Source organism: Pedobacter antarcticus, assembly GCF_900103515.1.
GTDB lineage: Bacteria > Bacteroidota > Bacteroidia > Sphingobacteriales > Sphingobacteriaceae > Pedobacter > Pedobacter antarcticus.
The window spans coordinates 253,156-270,982 of the sequence record NZ_FNGZ01000003.1; the positions used below are offsets into that span (position 1 = coordinate 253,156).

General features: G+C 41.0%; 17 protein-coding genes and 2 tRNA genes. 8 read left to right on the forward strand and 11 right to left on the reverse strand.

Annotated features, from left to right (window positions below):
• Positions 1–2 precede the first annotated feature (2 nt).
• The 3 genes from BLR53_RS08290 to BLR53_RS19770 form a co-directional block, all read right to left on the reverse strand.
• A complete protein-coding gene (locus BLR53_RS08290; RefSeq protein WP_051759522.1) occupies positions 3–317 on the reverse strand; it encodes a DUF6660 family protein in 315 nt (104 codons plus the stop codon).
• A gap of 112 nt (positions 318–429) precedes the next feature.
• On the reverse strand, positions 430–1,305 hold the full coding sequence (locus BLR53_RS08295) for a universal stress protein (protein WP_074588935.1): 876 nt from the start codon (positions 1,303–1,305) through the stop codon (positions 430–432).
• A gap of 119 nt (positions 1,306–1,424) precedes the next feature.
• A complete protein-coding gene (locus BLR53_RS19770) occupies positions 1,425–1,613 on the reverse strand; it encodes a hypothetical protein (RefSeq protein ID WP_037438036.1) in 189 nt (62 codons plus the stop codon).
• 136 nt (positions 1,614–1,749) lie between these two features.
• On the opposite strand from BLR53_RS19770, the gene BLR53_RS08305 reads away from it, so the two are divergent.
• Positions 1,750–3,642 carry a M1 family metallopeptidase gene (locus BLR53_RS08305; RefSeq protein ID WP_051759521.1) on the forward strand — a complete coding sequence of 631 codons (1,893 nt, stop codon included), beginning with the start codon at positions 1,750–1,752 and terminating at the stop codon, positions 3,640–3,642.
• A gap of 46 nt (positions 3,643–3,688) precedes the next feature.
• Here the strand turns inward: BLR53_RS08305 and BLR53_RS08310 are convergent.
• From BLR53_RS08310 to BLR53_RS08325, 4 genes are all read right to left on the reverse strand, one after another.
• A tRNA-Val gene (locus tag BLR53_RS08310) sits at positions 3,689–3,763 on the reverse strand.
• Positions 3,764–3,832: 69 nt separating this feature from the next.
• A tRNA-Val gene (locus tag BLR53_RS08315) sits at positions 3,833–3,910 on the reverse strand.
• 108 nt (positions 3,911–4,018) lie between these two features.
• Positions 4,019–4,744 carry a DNA repair protein RecO gene (recO, locus tag BLR53_RS08320; protein ID WP_037438035.1) on the reverse strand — a complete coding sequence of 242 codons (726 nt, stop codon included), beginning with the start codon at positions 4,742–4,744 and terminating at the stop codon, positions 4,019–4,021.
• The gene (locus tag BLR53_RS08325; protein ID WP_074588940.1) at positions 4,734–5,093 is read right to left on the reverse strand and encodes a diacylglycerol kinase family protein; all 360 of its coding nucleotides are present in this window, start codon (positions 5,091–5,093) and stop codon (positions 4,734–4,736) included. Before BLR53_RS08325 ends, recO begins: the two co-directional genes overlap by 11 nt.
• Positions 5,094–5,263: 170 nt before the next feature.
• On the opposite strand from BLR53_RS08325, the gene BLR53_RS08330 reads away from it, so the two are divergent.
• From BLR53_RS08330 to rlmF, 3 genes are all read left to right on the forward strand, one after another.
• Entirely contained in the window at positions 5,264–6,673 is a 1,410-nt protein-coding gene (locus BLR53_RS08330) for a sugar MFS transporter (RefSeq protein WP_037438032.1), read from the forward strand.
• Between the two features lie 123 nt (positions 6,674–6,796).
• Entirely contained in the window at positions 6,797–7,549 is a 753-nt protein-coding gene (locus BLR53_RS08335; RefSeq protein WP_074588942.1) for an SDR family NAD(P)-dependent oxidoreductase, read from the forward strand.
• 37 nt (positions 7,550–7,586) lie between these two features.
• Positions 7,587–8,540 carry a 23S rRNA (adenine(1618)-N(6))-methyltransferase RlmF gene (gene rlmF / locus BLR53_RS08340; RefSeq protein WP_037438029.1) on the forward strand — a complete coding sequence of 318 codons (954 nt, stop codon included), beginning with the start codon at positions 7,587–7,589 and terminating at the stop codon, positions 8,538–8,540.
• Here rlmF and BLR53_RS08345 read toward each other — a convergent pair.
• The gene (locus BLR53_RS08345) at positions 8,537–8,845 is read right to left on the reverse strand and encodes a hypothetical protein (protein WP_037438028.1); all 309 of its coding nucleotides are present in this window, start codon (positions 8,843–8,845) and stop codon (positions 8,537–8,539) included. The two genes, rlmF and BLR53_RS08345, sit on opposite strands and share 4 nt — an antisense overlap.
• A gap of 79 nt (positions 8,846–8,924) precedes the next feature.
• Here BLR53_RS08345 and BLR53_RS08350 point away from each other — a divergent pair, with 79 nt between their 5' ends.
• Positions 8,925–10,067 carry a putative sensor domain DACNV-containing protein gene (locus BLR53_RS08350; protein WP_037438026.1) on the forward strand — a complete coding sequence of 381 codons (1,143 nt, stop codon included), beginning with the start codon at positions 8,925–8,927 and terminating at the stop codon, positions 10,065–10,067.
• Between the two features lie 116 nt (positions 10,068–10,183).
• Here the strand turns inward: BLR53_RS08350 and BLR53_RS19930 are convergent, their stop codons facing one another.
• Positions 10,184–10,342 carry a hypothetical protein gene (locus tag BLR53_RS19930; RefSeq protein ID WP_157282749.1) on the reverse strand — a complete coding sequence of 53 codons (159 nt, stop codon included), beginning with the start codon at positions 10,340–10,342 and terminating at the stop codon, positions 10,184–10,186.
• Positions 10,343–10,680: 338 nt separating this feature from the next.
• Here BLR53_RS19930 and BLR53_RS08355 point away from each other — a divergent pair, with 338 nt between their 5' ends.
• Together BLR53_RS08355 and BLR53_RS08360 are read left to right on the forward strand one after the other, a co-directional pair.
• On the forward strand, positions 10,681–11,016 hold the full coding sequence (locus tag BLR53_RS08355) for a PadR family transcriptional regulator (protein ID WP_037438025.1): 336 nt from the start codon (positions 10,681–10,683) through the stop codon (positions 11,014–11,016).
• Positions 11,017–11,069: 53 nt separating this feature from the next.
• On the forward strand, positions 11,070–12,662 hold the full coding sequence (locus tag BLR53_RS08360; RefSeq protein ID WP_074588944.1) for a PspC domain-containing protein: 1,593 nt from the start codon (positions 11,070–11,072) through the stop codon (positions 12,660–12,662).
• A 94-nt stretch (positions 12,663–12,756) separates the two neighbouring features.
• Here the strand turns inward: BLR53_RS08360 and BLR53_RS08365 are convergent, their stop codons facing one another.
• Complete coding sequence (locus BLR53_RS08365) at positions 12,757–15,477, reverse strand: hypothetical protein (protein ID WP_074588946.1); 2,721 nt, start codon at positions 15,475–15,477, stop codon at positions 12,757–12,759.
• A 197-nt stretch (positions 15,478–15,674) separates the two neighbouring features.
• The gene (locus tag BLR53_RS08370; RefSeq protein WP_037438023.1) at positions 15,675–16,310 is read right to left on the reverse strand and encodes an NAD(P)H-dependent oxidoreductase; all 636 of its coding nucleotides are present in this window, start codon (positions 16,308–16,310) and stop codon (positions 15,675–15,677) included.
• A gap of 302 nt (positions 16,311–16,612) precedes the next feature.
• Between BLR53_RS08370 and BLR53_RS08375 the strand changes: the two genes are divergently transcribed.
• Positions 16,613–17,827: an OmpP1/FadL family transporter gene (locus tag BLR53_RS08375; RefSeq protein WP_037438022.1), complete on the forward strand. Its 1,215-nt coding sequence runs from the start codon at positions 16,613–16,615 to the stop codon at positions 17,825–17,827.

Here is a 17,827-nt window from a genome sequence, read left to right on the forward strand (position 1 = left end):
GCTTAGGCTATTTGCGGCGGCTGCCAGACGGGCATACTGATTTCGATATATTTTCCTGCCTGGTAAGGACGTGTATTAGTCTGGTGTTCCTTCACCGGAGTAGAAGTGAGACTCATAATTTTCGCAATACTGGACGTTGCACAGCAGGTGCAGTTGCAAAAGGGAGAACAGTGATCTGCAGATAAGGCGTTTTCATGGTTTTGCACAGCGACCTTGAGAGTTACTTCTATGCCTGAGGGTACAGGTTGCTCATCGGCACAAGGCACGAAATTCAGCAAGCTGACCATCATTAAACAGAAAAGTGCAATTATCCGCATAAAGCAATATTTATGAGCTGTTTATATTCAGCACGACAAATATATCTGATTTAAGCCGGAATGCTAAAATACGATTGTCTTTTAACTGTCAGATACTGTATTTTGTTTTAACTTAAAAAACAGGTAGATGAATTGCCGGGTCTGGATAAACTAATAAAGGTAACCTGGTCTCGCTGGCAAATTTGCTGGTGTCGCTCTTTCCAAAGAGATTTTCCAGGAAAGTTTTTTGTCTATGTACCATCACCAGAATATGGCAGCTTACTTCTGTAGATAACCAGCTTAGTCCTTCTTGTAAATGCTCTTCTTCTACACTGCGGTAGTATACTTTTGGATAATTGATATGGGTAGCTACCTCTTCCAGAAAATTTCTCACCTGTTCACCTGGTTTGGCGTTTACTGTTAAAGGGGCATGAATGTGTGCCAGCATGATTTCTGCTTTAGTATGTGTAGCCAATGTCGCGAGGGAAGAAATTACGGCAATATCACTATGGCTTAAATCTGTGGCAAAACCGATTTTACAAAGTTTGCTATAAACTGCATGCTCAGGCACTATCAGTACAGGTCTGTTGGTGCCTTCCATTACGGCCGCCATATGATTTCCCCCGATCATGCCTGATAATCCTTTTTTGTGACTGCCCATTACCAGCATCAGGTTATTGCGGTCTGTGAATAATTTATCGAGTTGAAGAAACAGGGGGCCATCCTGGAACTGGTAAGTGATTTTCGGTTTATAGGTGGTGTCAGTCAGCGTGAGCAACGTTTCCAGTTTCTTCGCTTGTAAAGTAAGTTCACTGATAGCACTTTCTCTGAATTCATCATAAACTTCCGGCGGCCAGGCCACCGGCATCCCCATGCTTTCTGCGACCGGCAGTTCAAAAGCATGAAACAATAATAAATCCGCGTGAATAGAAGCAGCCATATGCAAGGCGTAGATTGCTGCATTTTCTGATCTTGGAGAGAAATCGGTGAGTACGGTCAATGTTTTCATGATTGCTGTATTTTAGCAGGTGCATATCCGCTGAGACGTGCTACCATACTATAAAGTTATAAAACAGCATTTGTTTGTTGTTGATTTCTGTCAGTAATATAAGTGATGCTGATCAGGTTTTATTCCTGATCAGCGGATTCCTCATCCTTTTTGATAATTAGGGAACTTCCGTTAAACACTTCTCTGTTTGATCCTGTACCTGTTGTATCTGGAAGAGCCTCTTCAGCCTGCTCTTTGACAAGTTTATCAAACTGACTTGTTGGGTTCACATCTTCCTGATTTTGTTGTGCGTTCTTTTCTTCTTCCATAATAACTCTTTTAACATTTATGATCTCGATGTGTTTCAAATTTTTAAAAACCAGTGAAAGAGCTAAAACATTATTATCGGGATAATCCTGCTGAATGTTTAGTTTTATACCAGGTTCAATTAAAATCTTATGAATTATGAATAACAGCAATAGGAGTCGTGTTTTTGTTGCCGGATTGCCGTTGTTGCTGCTCTTTTTTGTTACGGGTTATGGCGCGGTCTCCCAAACTGTACTGCCTATTCCACCAAACATATCTTCAGCTTATAAAAAAGGTACGAGAGATTTATCCGGTGCTGCCGGTAAAAAATACTGGCAAAATAGTGCAGATTATCAGTTAAAGATTGAATTTGATCCAGCCAGCCGTTTGTTGAAAGGAAAAGTAGAAATCGATTATATGAATAATAGTCCGGATACCTTGCGGCAACTGGTTTTTAAACTCTATCCGAATTTATATCAGAAAGAGGCGATGCGGACAGTTCCGGTTTCTGCAAAAGATTTGACCAGTGGCGTGAAGATCGATGCTGTTACGATTAATAACCAGACGCAAGACAGTACAAAGCGGAGTATCAGAAGTACAAATATGTATGTGCGGGGTGTGAAAATACCTCCTCATGAAAAGGTACATGTAGAAATTGATTACAACTATATTTTAAACGAAGGCTCTTTTGTCAGGACAGGCCAAGTTGAGCCGGGCGCCTTTTTTATCGCTTATTCTTTCCCGCGCATAGCAGTTTATGATGATATAGACGGCTGGAATGAATATCCCTATACCGGGCGGGTCGAGTTTTATAATGATTATTGTAATTTCAATGCAGAGATTACCGTGCCCGGAGATTATCAGGTATGGGCGACAGGTGAGCTGCAGAATACAAATGACGTTTATTCGGAGAAAACTGCAGCGCGCATAGCCGAATCTGGAAAGAGCGGCGAAATTCTTGATATTACTACGGTACAGGATCTTAAATCCGGTATGGTGACCAGAAAAAATAAGACTAATACCTGGAAATTTAAGGCCAGCCATGTAACTGATCTGGCATTTGCAATAAGTAATCATTATGTGTGGAAAGCGTCGAGCCTGGTCGTCGACCCGGTTACGCAGAGACGTACAACCGTGAATACTGTGTTTAATCCAGAACATAAAGTTTTTGAACCGGTAATTAATTATGCCCACAAAACTGTCGCTGCAATGAGCTATCAGTTTCCGGCTCTACCTTTCCCTTATCCCCATATTACGATATTCGAAGGTTTAGACGCCATGGAGTATCCGATGATGGTAAATAATTTGCCTTTTGAAGATAAACAGGAAGTCATTCAATTTACTATGCATGAGATATTTCACACACTGTTCCCTTTTTATGTCGGAGTAAACGAGACAAAATATTCTTTTATGGACGAAGGCTGGGCTACGCTATCTGAGTTTCTGCTCTATCCTATGGTTGATACTGGTCAGTTTAAGCACGATATCAGTGATATCAATAAATATTCGGGCACCGAGGAAGATCTGCCGCTAATGACACTTACTTCTCAGCTTTCCGGTAAGGCGAGGTATATGGACAAAGATCTGAAACCAGCCCTGGGGCTCCATTATCTGAAGGAAATGCTCGGGGATAAAATATTCCTTAAAGGACTGAGACACTATATTAAAGAGTGGGCAGGAAAACATCCGACACCTTATGATTTTTTCTATACGATGAATACCGGTACTGGCGTAAATCTGGACTGGTTTTGGAAAAGCTGGTATTTTGAAAAAGGAGTTCCTGACCTGGCTATTAGTAAAGTTAGTAGTAAGGGCGCCAGTCATAAAGTCGTTGTTGGTAATGTAGGTACATCACCAATACCCATACATCTCACTGTTTTATTTAAAGACGGAACTACCCAAATTCTTAATGCCAGTATAGCCTGCTGGAAGGATGGTAAGCGAAGTGTCACTTTTAATTTCTCTGCAAAAAAGCAATTGAAACGAATTGTGCTGGGTGATAATTTTGATGCCGACGTCAATCCGCTCGATAATATGTGGGAGGCCAGATAAAAACCAGGCATAAAAAAAACCTTTCAGATTCTGAAAGGTTTTTTTGTGGGAGATACTGGGTTCGAACCAGTGACCCCCTGCTTGTAAGGCAGGTGCTCTGAACCAGCTGAGCTAATCTCCCTTTGGTTCTGCCATTTATTATACAGGACCGGCTGTCCTGATTTAAATAATTACCTTTCGGTTATTTATTTGGTGGGAGATACTGGGTTCGAACCAGTGACCCCCTGCTTGTAAGGCAGGTGCTCTGAACCAGCTGAGCTAATCTCCCCTTGGTTCTGCTCTTTGCGCCTTTTGGCTAGCTGAGCAAGCTATTCCCCGTTGTTGGGAGTGCAAATATACACCTCTAATTTAAAACACCAAAACTTTTTTAATATTTTTAAGAGAGAACATCTTCCAGGATTTGATGAGATTTAATTTCTCCAAAAGAAGCAGTATGTAAGTTGTAGTAAACCAGTATTTTATCAAGGATAATTCTCCGGGTGGCATTATCTATTTTTATCTCATTTAAATTTTCGAAAGAGGTTGTGAAAAGCTGAATAAACAGTAAAGCCTCCTTTTTCTGAATAAAATACGGGTGTAAAGGAGGGAGGGATTTAAATTCACCTTCTTGTAGGTCGAAGTAACTTTGATCTGTTTTATGTTCCATACTTGGCGCGAAACCAAGAAACCTGGTCAATTTCAATAAAAAAGCGAGGTGAAAACTCGGATTTGCCTGTGCCGTCTCATCGATCCAGCACAATGAGTTAAAGATGTAATTAAATAAATGCTCATCTGCATGCTGTTGCCGGATACTTTTATACAGCACTTCATTCAGGAATATGATCATTGCACTTTTAATCAGATCATAAGGGATGCTGCGGAATACCGGGGTAGGCAGCAGTTCTGAAATCCGCTGAATCCCGATATTGGGTTTATGGTACACGACCAGATCCGCCAGATGAAGAGATTGAAGCATATTCATCCTGATCTTTGCTTTCGGTTTTTTCACGCCGTTGATCATATAAGACTGGATACCGAATTTCTCCGTGAACATTTGTACCACCACACTGGTTTCGCTGTAAAGTGTCGTTTTTAGTACTATTCCACGCGTCTTATACAACATAGCAGATGATTTTTGGAATGAAAATAACCGCACCTGTCAGGATTGCAATAACAGCAGCTATCAGTACAGCGCCGGCAGCTATATCCTTTACACGCCCGGCTTTCTCGTTGTAATCCGGAGATACCAGGTTAACCAGAACCTCAATTGCTGTGTTCATGAGTTCTGTACAGAGTACTAAGCCACTTACTAATATTACCGATAACCATTCAGCCGTACTGATTTTCAGAAACCAGCCAGCTAAAATAATTGCAGCTGCTGCAAAAAGGTGAAATCTGAAGTTAAGCTGGGTGCGGACGGTATAAGCAATTCCGGAGAATGCATAGCCAAAACCTTTGATGAATTTGTGCATAGCATAAATATTGGTCAAACATATAAATTAATAAGCATATTTGCTATATGAGATGAATAGGTCATTTTGTACCTTGTGCCTCCAATTATAGAAGCCTGAAGCACGTTTAGAAAGCTCCGTTCTTCTTAATTAATATTAAATAATTATCAATTTCAACGATTCAATCCAATATGGAAAGTAAGTTAGCCGAAAAAAAACCAAGCTCTGTTATCCCAATGATTACTATGACCCTGCTGTTCTTTATGTGGGGATTTATTACCTGCATGAATGATATACTTATTCCGCATCTGAAACAGCAGTTTCAATTGAATTTCCAGCAGTCCATGCTGGTTCAGTTTGCTTTCTTTGGCGCTTACTTTATCGGATCAGTAATCTATTTTATGATCTCTTATTATAAAGGTGACCCTGTTAATAAAGTAGGTTATAAAAAAGGAATTATTGCCGGCGTGTTATTATCGGCAGTAGGTTGCTGTCTTTTCTACCCTGCGGCATCATTCTCAGTTTACGGTATTTTTCTAACGGCTTTGTTCGTTTTAGGACTGGGCTTTACTATTTTGCAGATCACCGCAAACGCTTATGTTACGCTTCTTGGAGATGAAGAAGGTGCGTCCAGCAGATTAAACCTTACGCAAGCTTTCAATTCATTCGGAACTACAATCGCTCCGGTACTTGGTGGTCACCTGATTTTTACGCTGTTCACTCAGAACGGACAGGTTACTGCAGATTCTACGCGAATTCCCTACCTTATTTTCGCAGGTATCCTGGTTTTACTAGCTATAGTGATCAGCCAGGTTAAATTGCCTTCATTCAGTACTGATGCAGAAGAAGAAAGAGGATTGGGTGCTTTAAAATTCCCTCAACTGAAATTAGGTGTCGTAGGTATCTTCTGTTATGTAGGTGCCGAGGTTGGTATCGGAAGTTTATTAATTGCATTTATGGAGAAACCCGATACAATGGGCCTGCCAGAAGTTGTTAGTAAAAACTATCTCGCTTTATTCTGGGGGGGTGCTATGATTGGTCGTTTCCTGGGCGCGATTTCATTAAGTAATCTGGCACAGGCTAAAAAGATACTTTATATGATAGTCGCGGCAGCGGTAGTTTACCTGGTTATTTTTAGCATCGTCGACCTCACTTTTGCACAGACGAGTTTCTTCCTTGTATTTATCGTATTAAATATCCTGGCATTCTTTGTAGGCCGCTCTGCACCTGCACGCACATTGGTGTTGTTTGCCGTAGTTAACGTGATCTTACTACTTGTTTCTATTTTTAGTAAAGGTGAGATGGCAGTGTATCCAATTTTAGGTATTGGATTATTCAATTCGATTATGTTCTCTAATATCTATACCCTTTCTATTGCCGGATTAGGTAAATATGTGAGTCAGGGATCTTCGTTACTGGTAATGGCTATTTTAGGTGGTGCAATTTTACCTTTGGTACAAGGAAGTCTTGCCGATTCTGCCGGTATACAGGATTCCTTCTTTATTCCTGTTGCCTGCTATATTTACATCCTGATCTTTGGATTATACTGTATGAAAAAGGTTAAAGTAGACCCTGATCTGAAAGTGAATGTAAACCATTAAAATTTATTGCGGAAACGCGTGAGAAGAGCCTGGTCAATGAAAGTTGAACAGGCTCTTCTGTTTTATGGAACCTTTCGAACTCTAATTTGTTATTCTTTTAGAATACAATCATAATTAAGATCCATGAAATTATTAGAGAATAAAGTAGCTATAGTTACAGGTGCTGCCTCCGGTATCGGAGAAGCCGTCGCCCATATTTTTGCTGAGGCTGGCGCCAAGGTTGTTGTATCTGATGTCGACCAGGAAAATGGAGAACGCGTTGTCGCAGAACTTAAGTCGCAGGGGGCAGATGTAATTTTTGTGCAGGCTGATACCTCAAAGCCAGAAGACAATGAAAAATTAGTTAAAATTACAATCGAACAGTTCGGTGCATTACATATCGCTGTAAACAACGCCGGTATCGGTGGACCTGCAGCCCGGACAGGAGAGTATCCGGTTGACGGCTGGGATAAGGTAATTGCCATTAATCTCTCCGGTGTCTTCTATGGCCTGAGATATCAGATTCCGGCAATGCTCGAGCACGGAGGTGGAAGTATCATTAACATGGCTTCCATCTTAGGGCAGGTGGGCACCAAGTTATCAGGTGCCTACGTAGCGGCCAAGCATGGAGTTGTAGGTTTAACAAAATCTGCTGCGCTGGAATATGGAGAGCAGAATATCAGGGTCAACTCCGTAGGCCCCGGATATATCCGGACCCCATTAATCACTAAACACCTCACTCCAGAGCAAATGGATAATCTGGTGCAGCTGCATCCGGTTGGCCGCCTGGGTGAATCCAAAGAAATTGCAGAGCTCGTATTATGGCTTGCTTCAGATAAAGCTTCCTTCGTTACAGGAGCTTATTATGCGGCAGATGGCGGATATCTTGCCCAATAAATAAGATTAACGCTTACCTTTGGGTAAGCGTTATTTTATGTCTATTGAAAAAAACTCCCTCCATCCAAGAAATCTTCACCGTTCCAGGTATGATTTTCCAGAATTAATTCAAACCTCTCCTGAGTTGGAGAAGTACGTTTCAGAAAATCCTTATGGCGATCTATCTATAAATTTTTCTGATCCTGAAGCTGTCAAAATGCTGAACAAATCTTTGCTTATGCATTTTTATGGATTGCAGGAATGGGATATCCCTGCAAACTATTTGTGTCCACCAATTCCGGGAAGGGCCGATTACATTCATTATCTGGCAGATCTGCTTGCTGCACTAAATGGGGGTGAAGTCCCTCGCGGTAAACAAATCAAAATATTGGATATCGGTACAGGTGCGAACTGTATTTATCCTATCATTGGGCATCAAGTGTATGGATGGTCATTTACGGGAACAGATATAGATAAAAAAGCTATTCATTCAGCCGAAAATATTGCCGCTTTAAATCCAGTATTGCAGCATGATTTAAACTTCAGACTGCAGCATTATCCTTCCGCTATCTTCAAGGGAATCTTTAAACCGGGAGAACTGTTTGATCTTACCCTTTGTAATCCACCTTTTCACGCGTCGGCAGAAGAAGCATTGGCGGGGTCTAAAAGAAAGGTGCAAAATCTGAGTAAAGGCAAGAAAACTGTGCCTGTATTAAATTTTGGTGGTCAGCAATCAGAACTTTGGTGCAAAGGCGGTGAGTTGGAATTTGTCCGTAATATGATTACCGAAAGCAAAGAATACGCAAATCAGTGCTGTATGTTTAGTTCCCTGGTGTCAAAAAGCGCGAACCTTCCACCTTTATATGCCGCTTTGGAAAGAGCAGGGGCGACAAGGGTTGAAACGGTTTCGATGTCTCAAGGGCAGAAACAAAGCAGATTTATAGCCTGGACATTTCTTAACGATCCAGAATTGGAGGATTGGCGTGTAAAAAGGCTGACTAAAAAAAGTTAGTGAAAGAGTAATACCTTCACCTGTTTTCCGTTTAATTTACCGATCACTGCATCGGTTTCAATATCCCTAAACTCCAATGGGGATTTTTTATTATATTTCAGAATCAGGTTACAGTAAATATGGGCACATTTCATCCAGTTTTGGGCAAGCAGTACGTTCTTCCACAGATTGGATCTGAGCCAAACGGTTTGTCCTTCGATACGCACAAATTCCTTTTCCTGAAGCTGGAGCATAGTATCGATGATTTTTGCATGTTGTGCGGCCTGATTAGGCGACTCCTGTACTTTTTTATTGGCGTAGATCATGTTTATAATGCTGAAATGACTTGCTGATCCGGTAAAACTAAAAATTTTGAAGCACAAATTAATATCTTAACTTTAAACCATGTTCGATAAAACCACGTATCAGGCCGCCAGAATTATTGCTCCTAAAGTAGAAGCTATTTTTGCGCAGCACCTCGCGAAAGCCAGGGATAACGGGGAAGAAGATCTGGCTCCGCTGCCCTCCGCACAAATTGTCGAGACTATAATTGATGTGACTTTCTGGGCCAGTATCCGGAAAGAAGAGGGACATTCTCCTAAAATATCCCTTGCTTTTCTATCTCCCGCGCAGGCGGGAAATCCCTTGTTGTTTAAACAGCGGCTTCCGCTTAATCCTGCGGTACTAACTAAAATAGCACCCGGAGTGGAACGTGCTGGTATCCATATAGGAATCTGGGAGGAAGAAGGTGAGTTATTCATCTGGGGAACCACCACAAGTATTCCTAATTTTTGTTTTGTTCTTGACGTTTCGGAACCAGCTTTGCTGGTTATTAAGCACCGCAGAATATATGGATTTGGTAAATTCACGAACCTTGCGGTACTTAAAGGAGATCAGATTAAAATTGTAGATACTAACTCTGCTAATGTTCCGGACAGCCCGCCTATGCTGCTCTCCCTGCTTGACCTTACTGCGCCATCGTATTGGAATGATACCGTTAATGTATTGATCCAGCTCGCCGTATCTATGAGGTCGCACCAGCGTGGAGGCACTTTACTGGTTGTACCGGGCGATAATAATAATTGGTTGCAATCTATCATCAAGCCAATCCAATACGGGGTTCAGCCGGCTTTTGGCGGACTGTCGAACCTGCTGAGGCAGGATCGTAAGGAGGCAAGTCAGATCTTTTGGCAGACGGCACTTAAAAGAGAAGTGGAACATCTGGCAGGACTTACTGCAGTAGACGGCGCGACAGTGATTACTTCGGATTATGAACTGCTCGCGTTTGGTGCTAAAATCGGGCGGGCAAAAGGAAAGGAACCGGTGGAGGAACTGTCCTTTATGGAGCCAATTGCCGGCGGTGATGCTGTCCTTATTCATCCCGCCAAAGTTGGCGGAACGAGACATTTATCTGCCGCTCAGTTTATTCACGATCAGAATGGTGCAATTGCGCTGGTGGCTTCACAGGATGGGCACTTCACCATTTACTCCTGGTCTACCCTGCAGAGCCGCGTTCAGGCACATCGTATTGACACATTACTACTTTAAAATATGTTTTGTGTCCATTTAATCTTAATGGACTGAAAATAAGACACAAAAAAAGCGTTTGGGTCTCCAAACGCTTAAAAAAAATAAGTACTATATCTTAAGACTTATGTCCCGTTTCAGGAAAATAAAATGGCTCCGGCAATCACACCCAGGAATAATAGAAGCATAACTATCCGGTCTGCATTGATCCATTGTTTCTTGGTTAATGCAGCTTTTTCTGCTGATCGGTCCTTTCTGGCTAAAGGGGGAAATAATAAACTTAATTTCACTAACATAAGCGAATTCTTAAAGGTACAATCAAGAATAAACAAACTGTGCGCCAAAATCTTTGAATCTGCTAAGATGTTGATATTTAAATTTTTCTATGACATTCCTGTTATTTCCAGCTCTTAATTTCTTTAAATATCATCCTTCAATTCAGTAATTTTTCTCTAATATTTCTTAATTCGGATTTAAAAACAGGATTTTTCTAATGTAATTCCCATGATTTTGAATCAAATGAGTTATTGATTCAAATTTTATTTAACTGATTATCAAATAATTGTATTTATATTTTGTATTCATATAGTACTATGTATTGCATATTACTATACAAAGCATATATCTTTGTATTATGATTGCAGAAAATACACAAACACAAATGCGCAAGGGCATACTTGAATATTGTGTGCTCCTGATTATCTCAAAAGGAGAGATATACGCCTCGGACATTATCGCAGAATTAAGAGCTGCCAAGCTGTTGGTTGTGGAAGGAACGCTTTACCCATTATTAACACGACTGAAAAACAATGGCTTACTCAGCTATAACTGGGTAGAATCGACTTCCGGACCTCCGAGAAAGTACTATGTACTAACACCCGAGGGCACGGCAATACTCGGGCAGTTGGATGGGACATGGCAGGAGCTCTCGTTTGCTATTGATCACGCAAAAAATGCTTCACTATCCTAAGCCCCCATAGATAACAGGCTAAACATTAATAAGACATAAACAAATATATTCCGATGAAGAAGACATTAAATATTAATATAGGGAACTCCATTATTCACATCGAGGAGGATGCCTATGAAATACTCACACAATATCTGATCGCTGTTAAGCAGCATTTTGGGAAAAGTGCTGACGATTTTGAGATTGTAAAAGATATTGAGAACAGAATCGCAGAAATGTTTGCCGATATTTTGCAGGCACAGCACAAACAAGTTATTCAAAAAGAAGACGTCGAAGTCGTAACTGGTTTAATGGGGTCCGTAAGTGATTTCGGAGATGCTGAAGAGGAAGAACAACCTGTATTTACTGCTGACAAAGAAGAAAGACCTGTTTTTGGCGAACGCAGGATCTATAGAGATACAGAAGATGCGATGATTTCAGGTGTCTGTTCCGGCTTAAGTTATTATCTCAAAATAGACGTTAGTATATTAAGGGTAATCGCTGTGATCACTGCTTTGATGGGAGGATCCGGCGTATTAGCTTATCTGATTCTCTGGATTACTATCCCTAAGGCACATAGCCGATCGGAAAGAATGGCAATGAAAGGTGAAGCCGTTAATCTGAAAGGGTTCAAAAGGAATTTTGACCAGGAACTGGCCCAGTTGAAGGATAATCTGCAACACGCCAATGCACATATCCAGCCAATGGTTAAACGTTCGGGTACGTTTATCACCGAATTTATTGAGGTCATGGACATTTTCCTGAAGGGTACTGGAAAGAAATTACTTCAGATTATTGCGATCTTGATTATGATTTTCAGTTCAATTGCCTTTCTGGCGACAATAGGGGCACTGGCTGCATCTATGGGGTTTTGGAACACTGGATTGAATAGCTTCTTTCCTTTTACTTTAGTTGATGCCGCTGAAATTAATAATTTACTGCTGGCTGTATTTGTGGTAATTGCCATTCCATTACTGGCGCTGATTCTATTTGCGGTACGGGTAGCTTTTAATACCGTTTCAATTCCTAAAGCACTCTCCTTCGGAATGCTGATTATCTGGCTTGCCGGGTTGTCTTTCACCATATTTTATGTAGCCAGAACCACGACAGAATTTAAGGACACTGCGGCTTTTACCCGAAATTATGAGTTGAAGAGCTATCCTGAATTTACCTTGAAAATGGACACCCGCATGTTTTTTAGCAAAGAAGACAGTTTACGTTACCATCTGGATACGACCGAAAAAGCAGGAGCTGTGGTTAGAAGTCTGGAAGAGAGTCCTTTTACTTTACCAAAGAATGTATCCTTAACGATTGAAAGAAGTGAAAGCGGTAAGCCGGAGCTGATTCGGAATTACAGCTCCAAGGGAAGGAGCTTCGAGCAGGCATTAAACCTGGCTAAGCAGATCCGTTATGATTTTACACAGCAGGACTCTCTGCTGCAATTTAGTCCTGAACTGCAGTTAATGCAAAAAGCAAATTGGAGAGATCAACAGGTAGAATTGATCTTGCGTCTGCCGGAAGGTATAAGAGTAAAAATAGATCCTGAAATGGATCGCTATCTCCGTAATTATTCTTTATGGGAATGCCGTGACGATGAAGATCATTCCGGTACTGAATATTATTACAAAGGTATAATCACCGCTGAGGGATTGAGGTGCCAGAACTAAGTCATGTTGTTCTATCCATAAAAAAAATTACCCCCAATAAGTGTTTAGCTTTTTGGGGGTAATCAGAAACTGCCTTTTATTATTACCGGCTTACTTATTTAACCGTATACCTGTAGATAAATCTACCAGGGTTTCCATTTTTATCCAGGCCTTCAATTACTGCACGGTAAGTACCTTTACCATCGGCATTATAGAATTCAACTACTGTGTCTCCAGCTTCGGTGGTCTGAATTTTAGGATTCCAGTAAATAGTTGTTCTCAGATCATTACCCGTGTAGGAACTCGTTTGTGTCGTATACTTCGGTGCGTAAAACTCTCTCACTTTGGTGTAACCTCTTGGAATAAACTTAAGGGTATTGTTTTCCGGTAGCATTTTTTTTAAGTCTGATAATGACATATTAGATTTCGGGGCTTTCTTGGTATTAATTACCAGGATACCATTGGCATTATAATTCTTAAACGTAATTCCCAACTGGTCTCTCAAAAAGATCTCGACAGATTCTACCTCACCAGGCATTACAGAGCTTAAGTTAATGGCATCTACAGGAGCACCGTTAATAAATATTTGAACCGGTGTTCTGTTTCCTTGCTGATAGTCGCGGTTAACATAGAATTTGTCTATGTCAAAAGTCAGGCCCAGTGCCATTGTTTTTAAACAGGTGAGCAGGTCATTACAGTCTTTAAATCTTTCCCCGTCAATCTGGTGGTCGGGCACGGAGCTTAAACCACTTAACGCAGGGTGATCTGAATGACTTGGTTTTTTAACTGTGGCACCTGTAATCTGAACTTCTTTCAGTGTACGCAGGTTACTATATTGTTTTTTACTATTATCCAGATAGGTTGATAATGTACTGTCAATATTCATTACTTCAGTAGCCACGTCAGGATTGCCGGACACTTCCGGGAAAGCCTGTTCATCCAGCATGATCATCAGATTACTGCCATTGGCGCTGTATTTGGCATTTAAGAGTAACTCCAGACCATCCTCGAAAACGAGGTTTTTGAAATTAAATATACCTGAATTAGTAGTTAACGTTTCTGCAGAGACACTTCTTCCCGGCCCCGTTAATCTCAATGCACCCTTTTTCACAGGCATACCAGTTCTATCTCTTAAAATACCACTTACGTTTATACCTTGCTCAGGAAGATAAGTTGTCTGTGGAAAACGATTGGCGAGGATATCCTTATAAGAGAAACGGCGATACCCTTGTGTTAGCATTAGTATATCTAACTCTGCCCGTTTTTTTGCATCCGTTTTTATAAAATAATAATTTGGGCGCTCAACAAACCCCTGGAGATCTGAGGTAAGTAATAACGAACTCACAATAGTGGTTTCTGTATTTTCATCAACAGGAACTTTTTGCTGATCGACTACACTCAGCGAGAAATCACCGGCAAGGTTCTGCGTTGAATCTTTGGCTGAGATGGTCATTTTTACCTTTTGTCTGACTTTATAAGAAGGCAGATCAGATTTCATTGAAAGCTTCATCGCATTCTGATGCAGAATGAAAATCATTCGCTCGCTTATGGGGTCGCCTGTTGAGGAGAATAAGGTTAGCTGTATAATACCTGAAGGGAATTTTTCAGCAGGAATTTTAGCTGCGGTTACCTGTGTTTGCAGTTTAGATTGTGCAGCATAGTAAACACGGCCTCCGTTCTGAGCCACTATATATAACCCTTTTCCCTGGTTTGCCTGGAAATAGGCATCGTTGGCGACAATTTTAAAATTGACTACATCCGGACTCGTATTCACAGCCTGCAGGGTAATTCCTGAGGTACTTGATTTTGGAAGTTCTACTACTTTTTTAGTGCCGTCTTTAAAGGTAATAGCGGCTTTATAGGTTCTTCCCTTTTCTGTATTGAGATAAAAAGACCCCATGCCCAGATGAGTTGAGTTAAAAGTTGCGAGTTGATTTCCACTTTCATCAGTTACTATCCCTGTGGCGTCTATACCCAGACCATTTGGATTAACGGCTTTAAAAGCCATTTGTGTGGGAACACCTTCTATAAGTTCTCCGCCTTCAGGGAAAAACTGAATATCATTGGCCCCGGTTTTGGGTTTCATGACAAATGTGTTAGAAGCATTGTCTGTATCGTTAATTTTCAGATCGGTAACCAGATTAGCTTTCGTAATAACCTGGTTCTTTTTAGCCGGTACTGAGATCTTAAGTACACCGTTTTGGTCTGTAACTCCCCGCCCTCTGCCGATAACTTCATAATTGGAGGTTACTGACCAGCTGACAGGTTTACCGGCCATGGCAATTTTATCTAAATTTTTGTACTGAATCTGCGCATCTATAGTCTGCCCCTTGTCACTCTGGCTTGACTTATAATTAAAGTGTGTAATCACCTTTTTGTCAATAGCTTCTCCTATAGGAATTGTCTTATGAAAATAATAGTCAGAACTAGAGTTATACATCCATTGTGTATAAGCTCTGACGTAGTAATTTCCCTGCTTAAAGTTCGTCATGTCCAACTCCAGGCTACCGAATGCAACGCTGTTGTTCACCGGAAGCTTTAAAGATTTAACCAGTGAATCCTGACTATTCAATACATCGACATAAACGATTTTACTTAGTGCTGATGGCAGGTTCTGGTCGAAAGTAAGGTAGGCTTTAAAGAACAAGGTATCTGCAACGCTGTAATAAGGTTTATCAAAATGCAGGTATACCTTTTCTGCCGGATATTGCTCTGCAATCATTTTAGACTTGTCCAGTATGTTTTTTAGAATCGTCGTATCCTGCTGTGCAGATGCCTGATAACCGAGAGAAAGGAAAAGTATAAATAAGGCAAAGGAGGTTTTAAAGTATTTCATGAATGGCTTAATAATACAGATTTAACCGGACTAAGATATTGATTAATGTAAGAGCATCCTTATCAGTCCGGTATGTTTAACATATTTTTACAATATACAAATTCCTTAAATAAGAAAAAGGAGCCCTTTAAAGGCTCCTCTTTTCCAATTAACGTCTGAATTATGCCATTGTATTTCCAGGCTGGGATTCTTTTAGCTTAAGAAAAATGAATTACAAAATCTTCCATCGGCGTACGTACTTTTTTCAGTTTTACTAACCAATCACCTTCAGGATCGCGGTAACCTAATGGCAATAATGTAACACTGCGTAGTCCTTTGGACTCCAGACCCAATAATTTGTCCAGTTCCGGACCATTAAATCCTTCCATTGGTGTTGCATCTACTTCCAGTAAAGCTGCCTGCGCAATGGCCATCCCGAATCCGATATAGGCCTGTCTCGCTGCATGCTGGAAATTTTCTTCCGGGGTTCTGACGGTGTAGGTCGAAGTTAGCATTACCTCATAATCACCAGGAGTTTCATCGGGTAAACCACGTTCCTGGTTGGCATGGGAGAATACGCCACGGATCCGTTCTTCTGTATAATTATCCCATGCTGCGAAAATTAGCAGGTGGGAAGAATCTACAATTTGCGCCTGACCAAATGCAATTGGCTGGATCTGAGCTTTCAGAGCAGGGTTGGTTACAACAATTACGCGGAACGGCTGTAGACCTGAAGACGTTGGAGCCAGGTGAGCTGCTTCTAAAATCTGGTCTACCTTATCCTGGCTAACTTTTTCGCCATTCATTTTTTTTGTTGCATAACGCCAGTTAAGGGCGTTTGAGAATGTAGTCATATTAATAATTTTTTGAGTTCTAATGTAGCAGTTTGGCTTGTTAAGCTAACGGTGTTAACAAATGTATGCATGTTATATTAATCGATAGAATTCATTTTCTGATTTTACTTTCTAATGATAGTTCCAAAAATAAATGTGATGGAACATTTGGATCATGGAGGATTTTTTATTAAACTCGTAATACTATGCATGCATAACGTATACGATGGCTTTGCAAAATCATTTTTAAGTTTCTGATGAAACAAAACAGCTGAATTTTAGCTTTATACATCATCAGCAATTCATTTTAACTCTAACCAAATATGAAAAAGATTCTACTAAGTGTGCTGCTTGTTCTACCTGTTCTGGGTTTCGCACAATCCTTTCAGGTCAACTTGCAGGGACAGAAACAAACTGCAATGGGCGGGGCAGGAACGGGCGTCGCCATGGACGAAGCAGCTGTATTCTTTAATCCGGGGGCTGTCTCCTTTCTGGAGAAAAATGGAGTTCAGGCGGGTATAAGTCCGTTGTATCTCAAAACGGCCTTTCGTGAAAACGGTTCTAATATAACAGAGTATAATAAGGATAAGATCGCTACACCGATCATGGGGTATGCTGTGTTTGGTAACCCTCAGGGCCGGATAAGGTTTGGATTGGGTATTTACACACCATTTGGTGGTGCGATGCACTGGAAGGAAGACTGGACGGGTAAATACGCAATTACCTCTTTGGATTTACAGGCTATTTATGTGCAGCCTACAATTAGTATAAAAATTACAGATCAGATCGGTATTGGTGGTGGTCTGGTTTATTCGATGGGAAAGGTCGATTTGCGTAGGGCAGTTCCGCTGACATTGAATGACGGTAGACAGGGAGATGTTAAATTAAAGGGTGATTCCCATGATTTTGGCTGGAACGCTGGTATTTATATTAAAACGATTTCTGGAGTTTCTATTGGTATAACCCACCGTTCGCAGGTTACTGCGAATGTGAAAGACGGTGATGCAACTTTTAACGTACCCGATGCACTACGGTCATCTTTCCCGACAAAGTTCAGTGCAGCCTTACCTTTACCAGCTACAACTTCAATCGGTTTAGGATTTTACCCGTCTGCGAAAACAACGATTGCTGTCGATGCAAACTGGGTGCACTGGAATAAATATAAAGAGCTGGCCTTTATCTATAATAATAATGACAGAATCGAGAACACGGTATCTCCGAGAAACTATCATGATGCTGCCGCACTTCGCGTGGGAATTGAAAATCAGGCGACATCGAAACTTGCATTACGGGCGGGTGTAGGTTATGCCTTTACACCGGTAGGTAAGGGTTATGTCACCCCGGAGGTTCCGGATGCAAACCGTATTCTGCTGAGTGCAGGTCTGGGTTATAAAGCGTCTGAAAGATTCCAGATTGATTTTTCTTTCCTGTATGAAAACGTGAAAGCAAGAAATGAAACCAACATTGAAACAGGCTTAAGCGGTGAATTTAAAACAGTCGCGTATATCCCTGGTATCTCTTTATCTTATAAATGGTAG